At 68.2% G+C, this 17,266-nt stretch carries 19 protein-coding genes; 14 read left to right on the top strand and 5 right to left on the bottom strand.

Annotated features, from left to right (window positions below; translation table 11 throughout):
* The first annotated feature begins 82 nt into the window (after positions 1–82).
* From ACWGIC_RS11555 to ACWGIC_RS11565, 3 genes are read left to right on the top strand one after another with little or no spacing between them, the layout of a single operon-like run.
* Complete coding sequence (locus tag ACWGIC_RS11555) at positions 83–508, top strand: YciI family protein (protein WP_452075815.1); 426 nt, start codon at positions 83–85, stop codon at positions 506–508.
* A complete protein-coding gene (locus tag ACWGIC_RS11560; RefSeq protein ID WP_452075816.1) occupies positions 508–864 on the top strand; it encodes a YciI family protein in 357 nt (118 codons plus the stop codon). The genes ACWGIC_RS11555 and ACWGIC_RS11560 overlap by 1 nt, the downstream gene beginning before the upstream one ends.
* A gap of 54 nt (positions 865–918) precedes the next feature.
* On the top strand, positions 919–2,196 hold the full coding sequence (locus tag ACWGIC_RS11565) for an RNA polymerase sigma factor (RefSeq protein ID WP_452075817.1): 1,278 nt from the start codon (positions 919–921) through the stop codon (positions 2,194–2,196).
* Between the two features lie 184 nt (positions 2,197–2,380).
* Here the strand turns inward: ACWGIC_RS11565 and ACWGIC_RS11570 are convergent, their stop codons facing one another.
* Complete coding sequence (locus ACWGIC_RS11570; RefSeq protein ID WP_081684630.1) at positions 2,381–3,160, bottom strand: IclR family transcriptional regulator; 780 nt, start codon at positions 3,158–3,160, stop codon at positions 2,381–2,383.
* A 242-nt stretch (positions 3,161–3,402) separates the two neighbouring features.
* Between ACWGIC_RS11570 and ACWGIC_RS11575 the strand changes: the two genes are divergently transcribed.
* The 5 genes from ACWGIC_RS11575 to ACWGIC_RS11595 are packed head-to-tail and all read left to right on the top strand — an operon-like array spanning position 3,403 to position 7,957.
* The gene (locus ACWGIC_RS11575) at positions 3,403–4,629 is read left to right on the top strand and encodes a MurT ligase domain-containing protein (RefSeq protein WP_452075818.1); all 1,227 of its coding nucleotides are present in this window, start codon (positions 3,403–3,405) and stop codon (positions 4,627–4,629) included.
* Positions 4,622–5,329: a type 1 glutamine amidotransferase gene (locus ACWGIC_RS11580; RefSeq protein WP_452075819.1), complete on the top strand. Its 708-nt coding sequence runs from the start codon at positions 4,622–4,624 to the stop codon at positions 5,327–5,329. Before ACWGIC_RS11575 ends, ACWGIC_RS11580 begins: the two co-directional genes overlap by 8 nt.
* 29 nt (positions 5,330–5,358) lie before the next feature.
* Positions 5,359–6,747: a HAMP domain-containing sensor histidine kinase gene (locus tag ACWGIC_RS11585; RefSeq protein WP_452075820.1), complete on the top strand. Its 1,389-nt coding sequence runs from the start codon at positions 5,359–5,361 to the stop codon at positions 6,745–6,747.
* Positions 6,748–6,749: 2 nt separating this feature from the next.
* Positions 6,750–7,418, top strand: a complete 669-nt coding sequence (locus ACWGIC_RS11590) for a response regulator transcription factor (RefSeq protein ID WP_452075821.1) — start codon at positions 6,750–6,752, stop codon at positions 7,416–7,418.
* Positions 7,415–7,957: a chloramphenicol phosphotransferase CPT family protein gene (locus tag ACWGIC_RS11595; RefSeq protein WP_452075822.1), complete on the top strand. Its 543-nt coding sequence runs from the start codon at positions 7,415–7,417 to the stop codon at positions 7,955–7,957. The genes ACWGIC_RS11590 and ACWGIC_RS11595 overlap by 4 nt, the downstream gene beginning before the upstream one ends.
* On the opposite strand, the gene ACWGIC_RS11600 is transcribed toward ACWGIC_RS11595, so the two are convergent.
* Genes ACWGIC_RS11600 through ACWGIC_RS11610 form a run of 3 tightly spaced genes read right to left on the bottom strand, consistent with a single transcriptional unit; the run spans position 7,946 to position 9,501 of the window.
* Positions 7,946–8,347: a CoA-binding protein gene (locus ACWGIC_RS11600; protein ID WP_452075823.1), complete on the bottom strand. Its 402-nt coding sequence runs from the start codon at positions 8,345–8,347 to the stop codon at positions 7,946–7,948. The genes ACWGIC_RS11595 and ACWGIC_RS11600 overlap by 12 nt on opposite strands.
* Positions 8,348–8,388: 41 nt before the next feature.
* On the bottom strand, positions 8,389–8,955 hold the full coding sequence (locus tag ACWGIC_RS11605; protein ID WP_452075824.1) for a hypothetical protein: 567 nt from the start codon (positions 8,953–8,955) through the stop codon (positions 8,389–8,391).
* A 42-nt stretch (positions 8,956–8,997) separates the two neighbouring features.
* Positions 8,998–9,501, bottom strand: a complete 504-nt coding sequence (locus ACWGIC_RS11610; protein ID WP_452075825.1) for a VOC family protein — start codon at positions 9,499–9,501, stop codon at positions 8,998–9,000.
* 153 nt (positions 9,502–9,654) lie between these two features.
* On the opposite strand from ACWGIC_RS11610, the gene ACWGIC_RS11615 reads away from it, so the two are divergent.
* Both ACWGIC_RS11615 and ACWGIC_RS11620 read left to right on the top strand, forming a co-directional pair.
* Positions 9,655–10,455, top strand: a complete 801-nt coding sequence (locus tag ACWGIC_RS11615) for a 2-keto-4-pentenoate hydratase (RefSeq protein WP_452075826.1) — start codon at positions 9,655–9,657, stop codon at positions 10,453–10,455.
* Positions 10,452–11,213 (top strand): 2-keto-4-pentenoate hydratase, encoded by a 762-nt coding sequence (locus ACWGIC_RS11620; RefSeq protein WP_452075827.1) that lies wholly within the window; start codon positions 10,452–10,454, stop codon positions 11,211–11,213. The genes ACWGIC_RS11615 and ACWGIC_RS11620 overlap by 4 nt, the downstream gene beginning before the upstream one ends.
* On the opposite strand, the gene ACWGIC_RS11625 is transcribed toward ACWGIC_RS11620, so the two are convergent.
* On the bottom strand, positions 11,203–12,060 hold the full coding sequence (locus ACWGIC_RS11625) for an alpha/beta fold hydrolase (protein WP_452075828.1): 858 nt from the start codon (positions 12,058–12,060) through the stop codon (positions 11,203–11,205). The two genes, ACWGIC_RS11620 and ACWGIC_RS11625, sit on opposite strands and share 11 nt — an antisense overlap.
* Positions 12,061–12,151: 91 nt before the next feature.
* Here ACWGIC_RS11625 and ACWGIC_RS11630 point away from each other — a divergent pair, with 91 nt between their 5' ends.
* From ACWGIC_RS11630 to ACWGIC_RS11645, 4 genes are read left to right on the top strand one after another with little or no spacing between them, the layout of a single operon-like run.
* Positions 12,152–12,589 (top strand): hypothetical protein, encoded by a 438-nt coding sequence (locus ACWGIC_RS11630; RefSeq protein WP_452075829.1) that lies wholly within the window; start codon positions 12,152–12,154, stop codon positions 12,587–12,589.
* 32 nt (positions 12,590–12,621) lie between these two features.
* Positions 12,622–14,259: a 2,3-epoxybenzoyl-CoA dihydrolase gene (gene boxC / locus ACWGIC_RS11635; RefSeq protein ID WP_452075830.1), complete on the top strand. Its 1,638-nt coding sequence runs from the start codon at positions 12,622–12,624 to the stop codon at positions 14,257–14,259.
* Between the two features lie 4 nt (positions 14,260–14,263).
* The gene (boxB, locus tag ACWGIC_RS11640) at positions 14,264–15,685 is read left to right on the top strand and encodes a benzoyl-CoA 2,3-epoxidase subunit BoxB (protein WP_452075831.1); all 1,422 of its coding nucleotides are present in this window, start codon (positions 14,264–14,266) and stop codon (positions 15,683–15,685) included.
* A gap of 10 nt (positions 15,686–15,695) precedes the next feature.
* On the top strand, positions 15,696–17,258 hold the full coding sequence (locus ACWGIC_RS11645; protein ID WP_452075832.1) for a benzoate-CoA ligase family protein: 1,563 nt from the start codon (positions 15,696–15,698) through the stop codon (positions 17,256–17,258).
* Positions 17,259–17,266 lie beyond the last annotated feature (8 nt).

A 17,266-nucleotide genomic window follows, 5' to 3' on the forward strand; every position in this document is an offset into this window, starting at 1 on the left:
AAAGTTTGAGCACCCTGTCGATCCGGCACCGGCCCGTTCGACGCACTGGTGGAAGCAAGCCGAGAACGAAGGGGTACCGAAGATGCGTTTCATGGTGATCATGAAGGCCAGCGAAGAGAGCGAAGCGGGCCAGATGCCGAGCACCGAGCTGCTCGCCGAGATGGGCAAGTTCAACGAGGAACTCGTGCGGGCCGGAGTGATGCTCGCGGGCGAGGGGCTGGCTCCCAGCTCCGAGGGCGCTCGGGTGAAGTTCTCCGGGACCAGCGAGCCCAGCGTGGTCGACGGTCCGTTCGCCGAGACCAAGGAGCTGATCGCCGGGTTCTGGATCCTCCAGGTCCGTTCGCTCGAGGAAGCCGTGGAGTGGATCAAGCGCGTGCCCAACACCGACGGCGCACACCACGAGATCGAGATCCGGCGGATCTTCGAGGCCGACGACTTCGGCGACAACCTCACCCCGGAACTGCGCGAGGCCGAGGAGAAGCTGCGCGAGCAGGCTGCGCAGAACTGATGCGGTTCATGGTGCTGGTGAAAGCCAGCGAGGACTCCGAAGCGGGAGCCGCGCCCAGCGCCGAATTGCTGGAGCAGATGGGCCGGTTCAACACCGAACTCGCCGAGTCCGGCCACCTCGTGCAGGCGGCTGGGCTGACGCCGAGTGCGGAGGGCGCCCGGCTGCTGTGGTTCGACGGGGAGGCAGAGCCGAGCGTGGTCGACGGCCCGTTCGCCGAGACGAAGGAACTCGTCGCCGGGGTGTGGATTCTGGAGGGCGAATCGCTCGCCGAGATCGTCGAGCTGATGAAGCGGGCGCCCAATCCGGACCGGCAGGCGGGCACCGTCGAGATCCGTCCGATGGCGGGCGAGCTGTGACTCCGCGCCCGCCCGAGGGTTGCCTCGGGCGGGCCGGCCCGGTCTGATGGGCCGGTGGACACGCGAAATGCGGTAGAGGCCGTTTGGCGGATCGAGTCGGCGCGGGTGATCGCCGGTCTCGCGCGGATGACCCGTGACGTGGGACTCGCCGAGGAGCTGGCGCAGGACGCGCTCGTCGCCGCGCTCGAACAGTGGCCGGAAACCGGGGTGCCGCGCAATCCGGGCGCCTGGCTGATGACGATCGCGAAGCGCCGGGCCGTCGACCTGTTCCGGCGCAACGAAACCCTCGGCCGCAAGATGGACGAGATCGGCCGCGAAGCCGAGCAACTCGGCGAGGGCGTGCTGCCCGACTTCGACGCGGTGCTCGACGACGAGCAGATCGAAGACGATCTGCTCCGGCTCGTGTTCACCGCCTGCCACCCGGTGCTGTCCACTCAGGCTCGGGTGGCGCTCACGCTGCGCATGCTCGGCGGGCTCAGCACCGACGAGATTGCCCGCGCGTTCCTGGTGAAGGAATCCACTGTCGCGCAACGCATTGTGCGAGCCAAGAAAACGCTCGCCGAGGCCAAAGTGCCGTTTGAAACCCCGGTCGGCGACGAGCGGGTGGCGCGGGTGCCCGCCGTGCTCGAAGTGATCTACCTGATCTTCAACGAGGGCTACTCCGCCACGCGCGGTGACGACTGGATGAGGCCCGCGCTGTGCGAGGACGCCCTGCGGCTCGGCCGGGTGCTCGCCGGGCTGATACCCGGCGAACCGGAAGTGCACGGCCTGGTGGCGCTGATGGAAATCCAGGCGTCGCGTTCGGCCGCGCGCACCGGCCCGAACGGCGAACCGGTGCTGCTGATGGACCAGGACCGCAGCCGCTGGGACCGCCTGCTGATCCAGCGCGGCCTCACCGCGCTGGCCCGGTCCGAACGGCTGGCGGACGGCACGTACGGGCCGTATTCCGCGCAGGCCGCGATCGCCGCGTGCCACGCCGTGGCGATCACTCCCGAAGACACCGACTGGGCGCGGATCGCGGCGCTGTACGCGGGGCTGGCGCAGCTCACGCCGTCTCCGGTGATCGAGCTGAACCGGGCCGTCGCGGTCTCGATGGCCGAGGGGCCGGAGGCCGGACTGGCGCTGGTGGACAAATTGCTGACTGAGCCCGCGTTGAAGAATTACCACTTGCTGCCGAGCGTGCGCGGCGACTTTCTGTACAAGCTGGGCCGCCGGGACGAGGCGCGCGCCGAGTTCGAGCGCGCGGCGAAGATGACCGGCAACGAACGAGAGCGTGCGCTGCTGCTGGAGCGGGCCGAGTCGTGCAGCAAGCTGGAAGCGGGAACGGGATAGCTGGGCACCGTGCGGTGCGGGAGTGATCGACATGCCGGCAACGGTCCATCACCGGCCCGACATTTCCCGCTCCCGCCGACCGCCATCCCCAGGGTTGTCCACAAGTCGACACGCCTGTGGACAACCTATTTCCGCTGGTAGAGCTGATGAAAACAGGTGTTCCAACCCGATCTGGTGAAAGACCTCAGCGATTCCGCACGTACCCCAGCCGCATCGACAAAGCGGCCGCCGTCCCGGCTACCGTCGCGCCCAGTTCGTCCGCCCGGCGCATCACCCGCGGCGCAGGACCGGCGACGCTGATCGCCGCGATCGGACGGCCGGAGTGGTCCCGCACGGCCGCCGCGACGCAGCCGACGTCCGGCTCGTTTTCCAGGTCGTCGACGGCCCAGCCGCGACGACGGGTGCGCGCCAGCTCGTCCAGCAGCCGGACCGGATCGTTGATGGTCTTGAGAGTGAGACTGTCCAGCTTCATCCGGCGCACGCGCTCCACCCGATCGGCCTCCGGCAAGGCGGCGAGCCATGCCTTGCCCAGCGACGTCGCGTGCTGCGGCCGTCGAGTGCCGAGGCGGCAGGAAAGCGTGACCGCGCTGGCGCTGCGCTCGGTCGCGACGTAGACCATCGCGTCGTTGTCCGGCACCGCGAGGTACGTCGTTTCTCCGGACCGCTCGGCCAGCGCGGTGAGATACCGCGGCGCGCAGCGGTGCAGGTCGGTCGCCGCCATCGCGCGGGCGCCGAGTTCGACCAGCCGGGTGCCGAGCCGCACGCGCCCGGTGACGGTGTCCGCCTCCAGGTACTCCAGCCGCTTCAGGGTGCCGACGATCCGGTACGCCGCGCTGCGCGACAAACCCAGTTGCCGGGCGAGCGCGTTCGTGGAAATTTCCTGGTGCTGCCCGACGTGTTCGAGCACCGCCAGCCCACGCTCCAGGGTGCCGCTTTGGTCCAGCCCGCGTGCTGCTGCGTCCACGTTCGCCCTCCGCCTGTCGCTCTGCGTTCCCGGTCACCGGTGCGTGGTGCCATCAAGCGGGGTTGGACGCTAACACCTCCGATGTATAGACGGAAGATCTTGACCGATCTCTGTCATTGCGCAAGGTCAAGGTTGCGCCGAATGGTTCAACCTCCGATCGGTAAGACTGCTTACAAAGGGTAACGGAGACTGGAGTCACCCTCTCAGGAAAATCACAGCGCCCGTGCCGCACGGTTTGGGTGATGTCCACACGTCTGCGCACCCGGGCGTCGGTCGCCGCCGGGCGGCTGACCGCGTGGTTTTCCCGTACCGCCCGGCTGGGCCGCGGCGGGGTGATCGGCGGCCGCGTCACGCTGCGCCTCGACCCCAAGGCGTTGCGCAGGCTCGGCCGCGATCGCACGGTCGTGATCGTCACCGGCACGAACGGCAAGACCACCACGTCGCTGATGCTGACCCGCGCGCTCGAAGCGCTCGCCGAGGTCGCGCACAACGGCGACGGCGCGAACATGCCCGACGGCGTGGTGGCCGCGCTCGCCGCCAGTCCGGACGCGCCGTACGCGGTGCTGGAGGTGGACGAAACCTACGTTCCGTGGGTGGCCGACCAGGTCCAGCCCGCGGCGCTCGTGCTGCTGAATCTCAGCCGTGACCAGCTCGACCGCGTCGGCGAAGTCCGGATGATGGAGCGCGACCTCCGTGCCGCGTTCGCCGGGCTGTCGCGCACGGTAGTGGTCGCGAACTGCGACGACGTCCTGGTCACGTCGGCGGCTTCGGCGGCGGCGCGCCCGGTGTGGGTCGGCACCGGACGGCGCTGGGCGGGCGATTCCGTCTCCTGTCCACGGTGTGGCGGCGCGATCACCCACACCGATCGCGAATGGCGTTGCGCGGGTTGCGCTTTCGCCCGCCCGGAGCCGACGTGGACCCTCGACGGCGACCTGGTGCACACGCCCGGCGGCCGGCAAGTGGACCTCGACCTGCGGCTGCCCGGCGAGGCCAACCGGGCCAACGCCGCTCTCGCGCTCGCCGCCGCGCATTGCGTGGGCGTGCCGCCGCACACCGCCGCGGCCCGGTTGCGCACGATCACCGACATCGGCGGGCGCTACCGCACGATCCGCCGCACCCGGCATTCGGTGCGGCTCATGCTGGCCAAGAATCCGGCTGGCTGGGCTGAAACGCTGCGCGTGCTCGACGAGGACACCCCGGTCGTCGTCGCGGTCAACGCGAACGAGGCGGACGGCCGCGACCTGTCGTGGCTCTGGGACGTGCACTTCGAGCGGTTGCGCGGCCGTCAGGTCGTCGTCGCCGGCGAGCGGTCCGCCGACCTCGCGGTGCGGCTTTGCTACGCCGAGGTTCCGCATTGGTCGGCCCCGGATCCGGTCAGCGCGATCGACACGCTGCCGCCGGGCGGGGTCGAACTCGTCGCGAACTACACCGCTTTCCGCGACCTGGTCGACCGGTTGCCCGATGTCTGATTCGACCGTCCGCATCGGCCTTTTGCTTCCCGAGGTGCTGGGGACGTACGGCGATTCCGGCAACGCGCAGGTGCTCTGCAAACGCTTGCAGTGGCGTGGCTACGAGGCCGAGGTGGTGCCGGTTTCGCTGGAATCCGAGGTACCGTCCACTTTGGACCTTTACCTGCTCGGCGGCGGCGAGGACATGGCTCAGGTGCTGGCCGCGGACTTCCTGCGCAACTCGACGGGGCTGCGGAGCGCGGCGGACGCGGGACGTCCGGTGTTCGGGGTGTGCGCCGGGCTGCAGATCCTGGGCACGCGCTTTCGCGGCGTCGACGGCGTCGACCACGCCGGGCTGGGGCTGCTCGATCTTGTCACCGAGCCGTCGCCGCAGCGCGCGGTGGCTGAGTTGATCGTTGAACCGAACCTGCTCGAGACACCGTTGACCGGCTTCGAAAATCACCAGGGCGCGAGCGTGCTCGGTCCGGGCAGCGCTCCGCTAGGCCGCGTCGTCCGCGGGACCGGGAACGGCGACGGCACCGAGGGCGCGGTCACCGAGCACGTCCTCGGCACCTACCTGCACGGCCCTGCGCTGGCGCGCAATCCCGAGCTGGCTGACCTGCTGTTGTCGTGGGTGCTTGGCTATGAGCTGAAGCCGTTGGACCTGACTGAAGTGGAGACGCTGCGCTCAGAACGGCTGGCTGCACGCCGCGCCCGATGACTTCCCTCGCCGCTCGTTACGCTGCGTGCGTGAGACTTCTCGCTGCCGCAGGCGTCCGGATGCGGACAACCGGGGTTGCCGTGCTCGCGCTCGCGCTAGCCATCGCGACCGCGTGCGTCGTCGTGGTGCTGTTGTTGCAGCAGTCGCTCGACCGAAGCGTCACCGAGAGCGCGCGCAGCACCGCGCGGCAGGTTGCCGTCCAACTCGTGCGCGCGGGCGCGCGAGACCTATCGCCGAGCGATGTCGCGAGCACTGGTGACACTGAAGCCGTGACGCAGGTCCTCGGCCCGCGAAGCACCCCGATCGCGAGTGACCCGGCGATTGTCGGCCGTCCGGCTATCACCAGCGCGCGCCCGGCTCCGGGGCAGGAGACCGTCGAGACGTTGCCGCTCGGCTTGGACGGCGACGGCAGCTACTACCGTTTGGTCTCGGAAGGCGTCAACGGCCCGGGCGGACCGTTCACCGTCATCTCCGCGCGGTCCCTTGAGCCCGTCACCGAAGCCTCTGCCCGGCTTACGCTGCTTTTAGGGCTGATCTCGCTGCCGCTGCTCGGTATCGCTGGCTTCGCGGTGTACCGCTCGGTTGGATCGGCGTTGCGACCGGTAGAGCGAATGCGGCGCACTGTCGCCGAGATCTCGACGCGAGACCTCGCGTTGCGCGTACCGCTGCCGCCTGGCGGCGACGAGGTGCACCGCCTCGCTGTCACGCTGAACGAGATGCTCGAACGGCTTGGGTCCGCGCAGGCCGCGCAACGCCGCTTCGTCGCCGACGCGAGTCACGAGCTGCGCTCGCCGCTGTCGACCATCAGCACCGCGCTCGACGTCTCGAACCAACACCCGGAGACCACTGACGAACTGGTGCCGGTGATTACTCGCGAGACCGCGCGACTGCGAGAGCTGGTTGACGATCTCCTGATGCTCGCGCGCACCGACGACGCCACTGATCGACCCGCGCGCACTGAGGTCGACCTGGACGACATCGTCCGCGCCGAAGCTGAACGCGTACGCGGCGAAGCGGCTGTCGGGATTGAAGTGCGCGCGGGACCGGCGAAGGTGCGCGGCAATGAAGCGCAGCTGCGTCGCGCCGTACGCAACCTCGTCGACAACGCGTGCGGGCACGCGCGCGAGCGGATCCGGATTGCGAGTTCGGTGCGAGATGAGATGGTCGTGGTGGAGGTGAGCGACGACGGTCCGGGAGTCGCCGAGGAGGACCGGGAGCGGGTGTTCGAGCGGTTCGTGCGGCTGGACGCGTCACGCCGGCGCGGCGGAACCGGGCTGGGCCTGTCGATCGTGGCCGGCATCGCGGCCCGGCACGGCGGCCGCGCGCGGTACGTCGACGTGGCCGACCCGAACTACCCGGGCGCGCATTTCGTGATCGAACTGCCGAGCATCGAACTGCCCCGGATCGAGGAGGACTGAGCATGCGGTTGCTGATCGTGGAGGACGAGCTGGAGTTCGCCGAAACCCTTCGCCGCGGCCTGGTCGCCGAGGGGTTCACGGTGAACGTGGCGCACACCGGCCGGGACGGGCTCTGGTCGGCGATGGAGCACGATTACGACGCCGTGGTCCTCGACATCATGCTGCCCGAGCTGTCCGGCTATGAAGTGCTGAAACGCTTGCGGGCAGCGGAAAATTGGACGCCGGTGCTGATGCTCACGGCGAAGGACGGCGAATACGACGAGGCGGACGCCTTCGACCTCGGCGCGGATGATTATCTTTCGAAACCGTTCTCGTTTGTTGTTTTGCTGGCTCGGCTGCGAGCGTTGCTTCGCCGGGGCGCGCCGGCTCGGCCGGCTGTGTTGACCGCGGGGGATCTGAAGCTCGACCCGGCAGCGCGCACTGTCCACAGAGGAGAGACGCGGATCGAGTTGACTGCGCGCGAGTTCGGGCTGCTGGAGTTTCTGCTGCGGCGGCAGGGGGCGGCGTTGACGAAGAACGAGATCCTCGGCCACGTCTGGGACGCGCATTACGAGGGCGACGAGAACGTGGTCGAGGTTTATGTGGGGTATTTGCGGCGGAAGATCGACGCGCCGTTCGGGACGCGGACTATCGAGACGGTGCGCGGGGTGGGGTACCGGCTCGTCGGATGAGCGGCCACGTCGTTTTCCTCAATGGCACGTCCAGTTCCGGCAAGTCGAGTATCGCGGCGGAACTGCTGGATCTGGTGCCCGGACCGTACTTCTCGGTGCCGAGGGACACGATCAACAGCATGCGGTCGCGGGTTCAGACGCCCGAGTTCGGCACGCGTGAGTTCGACGAGGTTTTCGAACGGACTGTGCGCGGCTATCACCGGATGCTGGCCGGGCTCGCGGCGGCGGGCAACGGTGTGATCGCCGACCACGTGCTTCGCCCGCATTGGCTCGCCGACTGCTTGGAAGTGTTGCGAGAGCAGGAAGTCACGTTCGTCGGCGTGCACTGCCCGCTGCCGGAGCTGCGGCGGCGGGAGCAGGCGCGAGGTGATCGTCCCGTCGGGTTGGCTGAACGCCAATACTCGATCGTGCACGCCCACGGCGATTACGACCTCGAATGCGACACCTCCGTGCACACTCCCCGGGAATGCGCCCAAATCATCGCCGACTTCATCGCAAAACCAAAGCGGTCTGGGGCATTCGACCGGCTAAGCCAGTGAAATCCCCGCCACCGCCCGAACCACAGCCGTGCACCGATCCTCGACGTACTCCAGCCCAGCCTCCGACGCGATCCTCCGCGCCTCCTCCGACACGATCCCCTGCTGCAGCCACAATGCCTTAGCCCCGATCGCCACCGCGGAACGCGCGATGTCCGGCACCTCGTCAGCCGGACGGAAGACGTCCACCAGATCCACCGGCTCCGGAATTTCCTCCAGCGACCGGTACACCTTCTCCCCGAGCAGTTCAGTCGCCGACGGGTGCACCGGGATGATCCGGAAACCGTGCGCCTGCAGCGAAGCCGGTACGCCGTGCGCGGCCTTCCCCGGGTCTCGGCTCAGGCCGACAACCGCGATCGTGCGCGCGTTAACGAGGATCTCTTCAGGCTTCATACTCTCCTCAACATCCTGCTGCGACGAACGATTCCGCAAGGTCACAGCCGCCACAACCGCAATCCTCGGACCCGGTAGACCGGCCACAGCACATGCCACGGCGACCGCTGCAGGAACGCGGAGCTGCACGCCAGGACATTGCGGGCCACAGTGGACGCGACTTCGTGCCGGTCCGGCCAGGCTTCGCCACGGGCGCCGAGCGCTAGCCGAAAGACGGTCATCAGGCCACGTCCCTGCAGGTCATAGCGCGCACCGGTATCGCCTGCATCGGGAAGAAGGCGAGCGATTTCCCCGCGAAAAGCCCCAGCGACAGGTTCGCCCGCCGGTACGTCGAACACGCTGCCCGCGATCGCACTGCCATGCATCCGACGCGCGAATCGCGTGAGCAGCCGTCGCTCCCACCAGGGCAGCAAGCGGCGGTGGGCCAGCAGCGCAGCACACTCGCTGTGGCCGAGGGCGAAAACCTCGGCGAGGTCGTCATACCGGCTCATCGCGGTCGGCTCCGCCAGATGCAGCCGCACCTCGTAGCGGACCTGCGCGATCAGCGCGTCGATCGCTTCCCGCCGGTCGAGCCGTGCTTTCTGCCGCGAAGCCACCCAATCGCCCATGGGCTCACACTCTGATCTCGGCAGCCCGCCGAGTCCAGTGGTTCAGCCGATCTTCGAGCCGTACATCTCGCCGAGGTCGTCCGCGATCAGCTCGATCCGGGCCCCGTCCGGGTCGGCGAAGTAGATCGACGTGCCGCTCTCTTCCTGGTACTTCACGCCGGCGGCGTCGAGCCGGGAGCGCGCGCCCGCCCAGGCTTCCGGGGTGAGCGAGAGAGCCAGGTGGTGCAGCCCGCCGAGCACCTCCGCGTACGGGCCGAGGTCGAGTCCGGGCAGGTCGAAGAACGCGACCGCGTTGCCGTTGCCGACGTCGAAGAAGAAGTGGCTCGACCCCGGGTAGTCGCGGTTTTCGATCAGCTCGGTGAGCGGGAAGCCGAGAATGTCCTGGTAGAAGGTGATCGTCCGCTCGACGTCGCTGGACAGCAGCGCGGTGTGGTGGATGCCGCGGCCCACGGTCGCCGGGCGTTCCGCCGCGGGGTGCAGGTGCTGCTCCCGCAGCCGGTCGCGGACCTGCGCGAGCTGGGCGACTTCGGTCTCGGTGGGTGCCATTGCGGGGTCACGTCCTCTCTGGGAGCCAACACGGGGAACGGTACGCCGACAAACTCTCGCGCGCAAGAGATTAGCGAGCGAGAGAAGTGCTCCGTACCGGTGAATGGAACGGCCGGGTTGGCGCACGCGGCGCGGTCAGGCAAAGTTCGGCCCGTGGAACCCGCTGAGCTGCAGGACGCCGTCGCGCTGCTGACGAGCGCGTACGAGCGCCACGAGCCGATCGATCCGCTCGTGAAGACCTTCCCCGACGCGACCATCGAAGACGCCTACCGCGTGCAGCAGGAGCAAGTCCGCGCGTGGGTGGCGGCGGGCGACGTGGTGCGCGGCCACAAGGTCGGCCTCGCCTCCGCGGCGATGCAGCGCCAGATGGGCGTGAACCAGCCTGACTTCGGGCACCTCACCAGCTCGATGTTCCTGCTCGAACACCAGCCGATCCCGACGACGCGGTTCCTGCAGCCGCGGATCGAACCGGAGATCGCGTTCGTGCTCGGCGCGCCGCTGCGCGGTCCGGGGGTGACCGTCGCCGACGCGGTCCGCGCGGTCGATTTCGTGCTGCCGTCGCTGGAGATCGTCGATTCACGGGTCCGTGACTGGAAAATCTCGATCTTCGACACCGTCGCCGACAACGCATCGTCCGGCGGGGTGATCCTCGGCAGCAGCCCGACGAACCTGCGCGACGTCGACCTGCGGCTCGCGGGCTGCACGCTGCACGTCAACGGTCAGCTCGCGGCCACCGGCGCGGGCGGGGCGGTGCTGGGTTCGCCGATCAACGCCTTGGTGTGGCTGGCCAACACCGTCGGCCCGCTCGGGGTGACGCTGGAGCCCGGCCACGTCGTACTGCCCGGTTCGATGACCGCCGCGCAGACCGTCCGCCCTGGCGACACCGTCGTGGCGACCATGGCCGGCCTTGGCAGCGTAACCGCGGTGTTCGCTCCGGAGGAGGACGACAAGTGACCGTCGATATCGGTACTGCAGCGCAGGAATTGCTCAACCGGACGGCAGAAAGCGCGCAGCTGACCGACACCTGGCCGGACCTCGACCTCGCCACTGCCTATGCGATCCAGGACGAAGCCCTGCGGCTGCGTCAGGAACGCGGCGAGACGCTGATCGGGGTGAAGCTCGGGCTCACGTCGCGGGCGAAGCAGCAGCGGATGGGCGTCAAAGAACCCCTGCTCGCGTGGCTGACCGACGCGATGGTGCTGCCTGCGGGCGCGCCGGTGCCGCAGCTCATCCACCCGCGCGCGGAGCCGGAATTGGTTTTCGTGCTCGGCGAGCGGCTCGCCGGCCCGGGCGTCACCGCGGCTACTGCTCTCGCCGCGGTTTCCCAGGTATACGGCGGAATCGAGATCATCGACAGCCGTTACCGCGATTACCGTTTCACACTGCCGGACGTCGTCGCGGACAACGGTTCTTCGGCACTGTTCGGGCTCGGCTCGGTCGGCCGTCCACCGTCCTCTTTGGACCTTTCGCTGGAAGCCGCACTGCTCGAAGTGGACGGTCAGATCGTCGACACCGCGACCGGCGCCGCCGTGCAGGGGCACCCGGCGGAAGCGTTGGCGTTGGCGGCGAATTCCTTGGCCGCACGGGGATTGGCGCTCGAACCGGGCTGGCTCGTACTGACCGGTGGCATGACCGACGCGGTCGAACTGCGCCCCGGCTCCCGCGTCGCCGCGCACTTCTCGAACCTGGGCTCGGTGACGATCAGCGGGTAGCGAGCCGTTTGATCCCGGCGATCACTCGCGGCCACACTTCGCGCGGCAGGTCGTGTCCCATGCCGGGTACGAGGTCGAGGTCGGCACCCAGTGCGCGGGCTGTCGCGCGGCCGCCGGACACGTGCACGAGCGGGTCGGCCGTACCGTGAATCACCAAGGACGGCACGGAAAGCCGGCGCAGATCGGCTGTCCGGTCGCGGGAGGACAGGATCGCGGCGAGCTGCCGGAACACGCCTGCCGGGTTGAGGCCGCGGTCGTAGGTGCGTTCCGCTCGCTGGCGGAAATGGTCCTCGTCGAACAGGTATTCGCGCGAGCCGATCAGCTTTGACGTGCGCACCAGTTGCGTCACGTAGTCCTCGCGCGTGCGCGGGCCAGGGGCCAGCATCGCGAGCGCGGCCCGCGGGCTGGGCAGGCCGACGTTCCGCGCGCCGGTGGTCGACATGATCGAGGTCAGCGTCCGCACGCGCTCGGGGTGCCGGATCGCGAACTCCTGCGCGATCATCCCGCCCATCGACGTGCCGACCACGTGCGCGCGCTCGATGCCGAGAGCGTCGAGCAGTTTGCCCGCGTCGTCGGCCAGGTCGCCGAGCGAGTACGGCGCGGACCGCAGGAAGTACGCGAGCGGCAGGCTGGCCCGGCCGGTCCACCACTGCGAGCGCCCGACGTCGCGGTTGTCGAACCGGTGCACGTGGAAGCCCGCTTCGGCGAGCTGGGCGCAGAACTCGTCGTCCCACCAGATCATCGGCGCGGCAAGGCCCATCACCAGCAGCAACGGCGGCGCGGACGGATCGCCGAACGATTCGTGGCACAGGGTGATGCCGTCGGCCTCGATGGTCTGCTCGGTCATGGCTCCAGTTTCCCTCATGACTTGGCCGCGACGTGGCGTCCGGGTACCCTCCCGCTAGAGCGATCTATCAAATCGCAAGGGGGCGAGCAGTATGGACGTTCTGCGCGAGAAGGGGCTCGGCCCGCTGCGGGTGATTCTGGCGTTCACCCTGGTCAGCACGGTCCTGCACTACACCCACAACGTCGTTCGCGCGGCGGACTACCCGCAGATCCCGGGCATCAGCGTGCTGGTCACGCAGATCGTGGTGGCGGCGAGCTGGTTTGTTTTCACCGCGTTCGGCGTGCTCGGCTATCGCGCCTACGTGCGCGGCCAGTGCTGGCCAGCGCTGGGGTTTCTGCTGGTCTACTCGCTGTCCGGGCTGGCGAGCGCGGGGCATTTCCTGGTCGGCGTGCCGCAGGTCCCGGCGTTCTGGTTCGCGACGATCTTCACCGACACGTTCGCGGCCGTCGCGCTGTGGGTATTCGGATGCTGGGCGGCGATGCGGCTCAACCGGGTGAGCGCCGCCGGGCAAATGTCTACACAACATTGACGTTCGTCGAAACCATGTAGACAATCGAGGACGTGACCACCACCACATCTGTCACATTCGAGCGGCATCCGGACACTTACCGGCACTGGCGGCTGACCGTCGACGGCGAGGTCGCCTGGCTGGAGATGGACGTCGACGAACAAGGCGGCCTCGATCCCGGTTACGAGCTGAAGCTGAACTCGTACGACCTCGGCGTCGACATCGAGTTCTACGACGCCACCCAGCGGCTGCGGTTCGAACATCCGCAGGTGCGCGCGGTGATCGTGACGAGTGCCAAGGACAAGGTGTTCTGCGCCGGGGCCAACATCCGGATGCTCGCCGCGTCGCCGCACGAGTGGAAGGTGAACTTCTGCAAGTTCACCAACGAAACCCGCAACGGCATCGAGGACGCCACCGAGTTTTCCGGCCAGACCTACGTCGCGGCGGTGAACGGCAGCTGCGCTGGCGGCGGCTACGAGATCGCGCTGGCCTGCGAAAAGATCCTACTGGTCGACGACAATTCGTCCACCGTCGCGTTGCCCGAGGTGCCGCTGCTCGGCGTGCTGCCCGGCACTGGCGGGCTGACTCGCGTGGTCGACAAACGACGCGTCCGCCGGGACCTCGCGGACGTGTTCGCCACGCGGTCGGACGGGGTCAAAGGCCGGACCGCGGTGGAATGGCGGCTGGTGGACGAGCTGGTGCCGCGCGTCGGGTTCCGCGAAAAAGTCCTGTCGCGGGCGTACGAACTGGCCGCCGAATCCGACCGGTTGCCTGCCGAGCAGGGGATCGAGCTGGCACCGCTGGAGCCGTCGGTTACTGAAGACGGAATCGAGTACCGGCACGTGCGTGTCGCGTACGACCGGCCGAACTCGCTGGTCACGCTCACCGTGCTCGGTCCTTCGGGCGAACCGCGGCTCGACGGCTGGCTGTTGCGGCTGACCCGCGAACTGGACGACGCGATCCTGCGGCTGCGCACGAACGAACCGGAACTCGGCACCTGGGTGTTGAAGACCGAAGGCGATCCGGAGGCGGTGCTCGCGCACGAGGAGGTCGTGCTCAGCGGGAAAGACTGGCTGAGCAACGAAATCCTGCACTACTACAAGCGCACGCTGAAACGGCTGGACGTCACCAGCCGCACTTTGATCGCGTTGATCGAACCGGGCAGTTGCTTCGCGGGCAGCCTGCTGGAGCTGGCCTTCGCGGCGGATCGGCAGTACCTGCTGGACGGGCCGCCGATCGACGACGAAGACTCTCCGGAACGCGCGTCGATCACCTTGTCCGAAGCCAATTTCGGCGTCTTCCCGATGGGCAACGGCCTGACTCGGCTCCAAGCGCGGTTCTACGGCGACGACGATCATCTGACCTGGCTGGCCCGCGAGCGCGACCGTTCGCTGAGCGCCGCCGAAGCCGTCGAACTCGGCCTGGTCACCGACGCTCCGGACGACCTCGACTGGGAGGACGAGATCCGGATCGCGCTGGAGGGGCGGGCTTCGCTGTCGCCGGACGCGCTCACCGGGATGGAGGCGAACCACCGGTTCGTCGGCCCGGAAACCATCGAAACCAAGATCTTCGGGCGGCTGACCGCCTGGCAGAACTGGATCTTCACCCGACCGAACGCCTCCGGACCGGACGGCGCGCTGCGTCGCTACGGCACCGGACAGAAGGCGGTCTTCGACAGGAAGCGGGTTTGAACCGATGCCCGAAAAGATCGACTACGACGCGAAAATCCCGAACAACGTCCACCTCGCCGACGATCGCAGGCTGCAGCGCGCGCTGGAGGGCTGGCAGCCGAAATTCATGAACTGGTGGGGCGAGATGGGCCCCACGCTGGAGACCGAGGGCGTCTACCTGCGCACCGCGGTGAGCGTCGGCCGCGACGGCTGGGCGCATTTCGACCACGTGAACGTGCCGGACTACCGCTGGGGCATCTTCCTCGCCGAGCGGGAACCGGACCGGCGGATCGCGTTCGGCGAGCACGCCGGCGAACCGGTGTGGCAGCAGGTTCCCGGCGAGTACCGCGCCGACCTGCAGCGGCTGATCGTGATCCAGGGCGACACCGAACCGGCGTCGGTGGAACAGCAGCGGCTGCTCGGGCTCACCGCGCCTTCGCTGTACGACCTGCGCAATCTCTTCCAGGTGAATGTGGAGGAGGGGCGGCATCTGTGGGCGATGGTGTACCTGCTGCACGCGTACTTCGGCCGCGAAGGCCGGGACGAGGCCGAGGGCTTGCTGCTGCGCAACTCCGGCAGTCCGGACGCACCGCGCATCCTCGGCGCGTTCAACGAGGAAACGGCCGACTGGCTCGCGTTCTACATGTTCACGTACTTCACCGACCGCGATGGGAAATACCAGCTCGGCACGTTGAAGGAAAGCTCGTTCGATCCGCTGTCGCGCACCTGCGAGTTCATGCTCAAGGAAGAGGCGCACCACATGATGGTGGGCACCACCGGCGTCGACCGGGTGGTGCAGCGCAGCGCCGAACTCATCCGCGAGCACGACACGTACGACATCGCGTCGCACGGAGGCATCCCGCTGGACGTTATCCAGCGGTACCTGAACTTCCACTACACCGTGTCGCTCGACCTGTTCGGCAGCGAGACGTCCACGAACGCGGCGAACTACTACACCGCCGGGCTCAAGGGCCGCTGGCAGGAGACGCGGCGCAAGGACGACCACAAACTCACCGACGACAGCCGCCTGCTGGAACGTCCGCGCGACGACGGGACCTGGACGTCCGAGGAACTGCAGGCGATCCTGCTGCTGAACCTCGACCTGCGCGGCGAGTACACCGCGGACTGCCAGACCGGGGTCAACCGGTGGAACAAGATCCTCGCCGACGCCGGCATCGACTTCCGGTTCGCCTTGCCGCACCCTGGTTTCAATCGCGAGGTCGGCATAAACTCCGGCCACCACGTCACTCCCGACGGCAGCATCGTCGACGAGGCCACGTGGGAGGCAGCGCGGCACAAATGGCTGCCGACTGCCGAGGACCTGACGTTCGTCCGGTCGCTCATGCACCCGGTGTACGAGCGCGGGAAGATCGCCAGCTGGGTCGCGCCGCCGAGGCAGGGCATCAACGGAAAACCTTTCGACTACGAGTACGTGTACCTCACCTGAGGGGGCACCGATGACGGTTCCCGCGAACTTCAACGCCGCGGAGTACCTACTCGGCCGCGGCCGGCCGGACGCGCTCGCGGTCGTCTCGCCGCGGCGCACGCTCAGCTACGGCGAACTCGCCGCCGAGACCCACCGGGTCGCGTCCGGACTGCGTGCGCTCGGCGTGCGTCCGGAGGAGCGGGTGATGTTCTGCATGGTCGACGATGTCGAACTGCTGAGCGGGATCCTCGGCGCGATGCTTGTCGGGGCCGTCGCGGTGCCGGTGTCCACTATGGTCACCGGACTGGAACTGGGCCAGGTGCTCGCCGATTCGCGGGCTCGGGTGCTGTGTGTGTCCGGGGAGTTCTCCGCGCAGGCGGCGGGCGCGCTGACCGGTGCGCCCGAGGTGACCGACGTGGTGCTCGACCGGGCGGATCCGGCGCAATTCCCGTCTGGGGTAAGGACGCATCGGTGGCCGCTGACCGCTTCGGACGATGTCGTGGCCGCGCCGACCTGGGAAGACTCGCCCGCGCTGTGGCTGTACACCTCGGGCACGACGGGGAAGCCGAAGGGCGCGATGCACCGGCACGGGAGCATCCGCGCGGTGTGCTCGACTTATGCCGAGCAGGTGTTGGGAGTGTCCTCTTCGGACCGATTTCTGTCTGTGCCCAAATTGTTCTTCGCTTACGGGTTGGGAAATTCGGCGTTCTTCCCGCTCTATTGTGGAGGGACGACGCTGCTGGAACCGGCGCGTCCTACGCCGGGGATCATCGCCGCTCGGGCGCGGGCGGACCGGCCGACGTTGTTCTTCGGCGTGCCGACGTTCTATGCGGCGTTGTTGGCCAGCGACATCCCGGATGACTCGTTTTCCTCGGTGCGGTACGCGGTTTCGGCCGGGGAGCCGTTGCCGTCGGCGCTGTTCACGCGGTTTCGCGCGCGGTTCGGCGTGGAGATCCTGGACGGGATCGGGTCGACCGAGGCGTTGCATATTTTCCTGTCCAACCAGCCGGGCGCGGTGCGGCCGGGCAGCACCGGGGTGGCGGTGCCGGGGTACTCCGTCGAGATCCGGGACGAGCAGGGAGCGGTGATCTCGGAAGCGGGCCGGGCTGGCGAACTGTTCGTGTCCGGACCTTCCATCGCGACCGGATACTGGGCGCGATATGAGACCACGAAAGAGGTTTTCCAGGGTTCGTGGCTGCGGACCGGGGACAGCTACGTGCGGAATTCGGACGGAACCTATACGTGCCTCGGCCGGTTCGGGGACATGCTGAAGGCGGGCGGGATCTGGGTGTCTCCGTCCGAAGTGGAGGAACGGCTGCTGCAGCATCCGGCTGTCGCCGAGGTGGCGGTGGTCGCCGCGCCGGACGAGGACGGATTGGACAAACCGGTGGCGTGCGTCGTCGCCGCGCCTTCGGCCACTGTGGACGCTGCCGAGCTGATCGAGTTTTGCCGAGGAGGTCTGGCGGCGTTCAAACGACCGCGCGGCGTGGTGGAGATGGCCGAATTGCCGAAGACCGCGACCGGGAAGATCCGGCGGAACGTGATCCGCGAAATGGTGCGCGAGTCGCTGCTCGTGCCGCAACCGCAATCGTGATCGACTGG

The organism is Amycolatopsis sp. NPDC054798, from assembly GCF_053611505.1.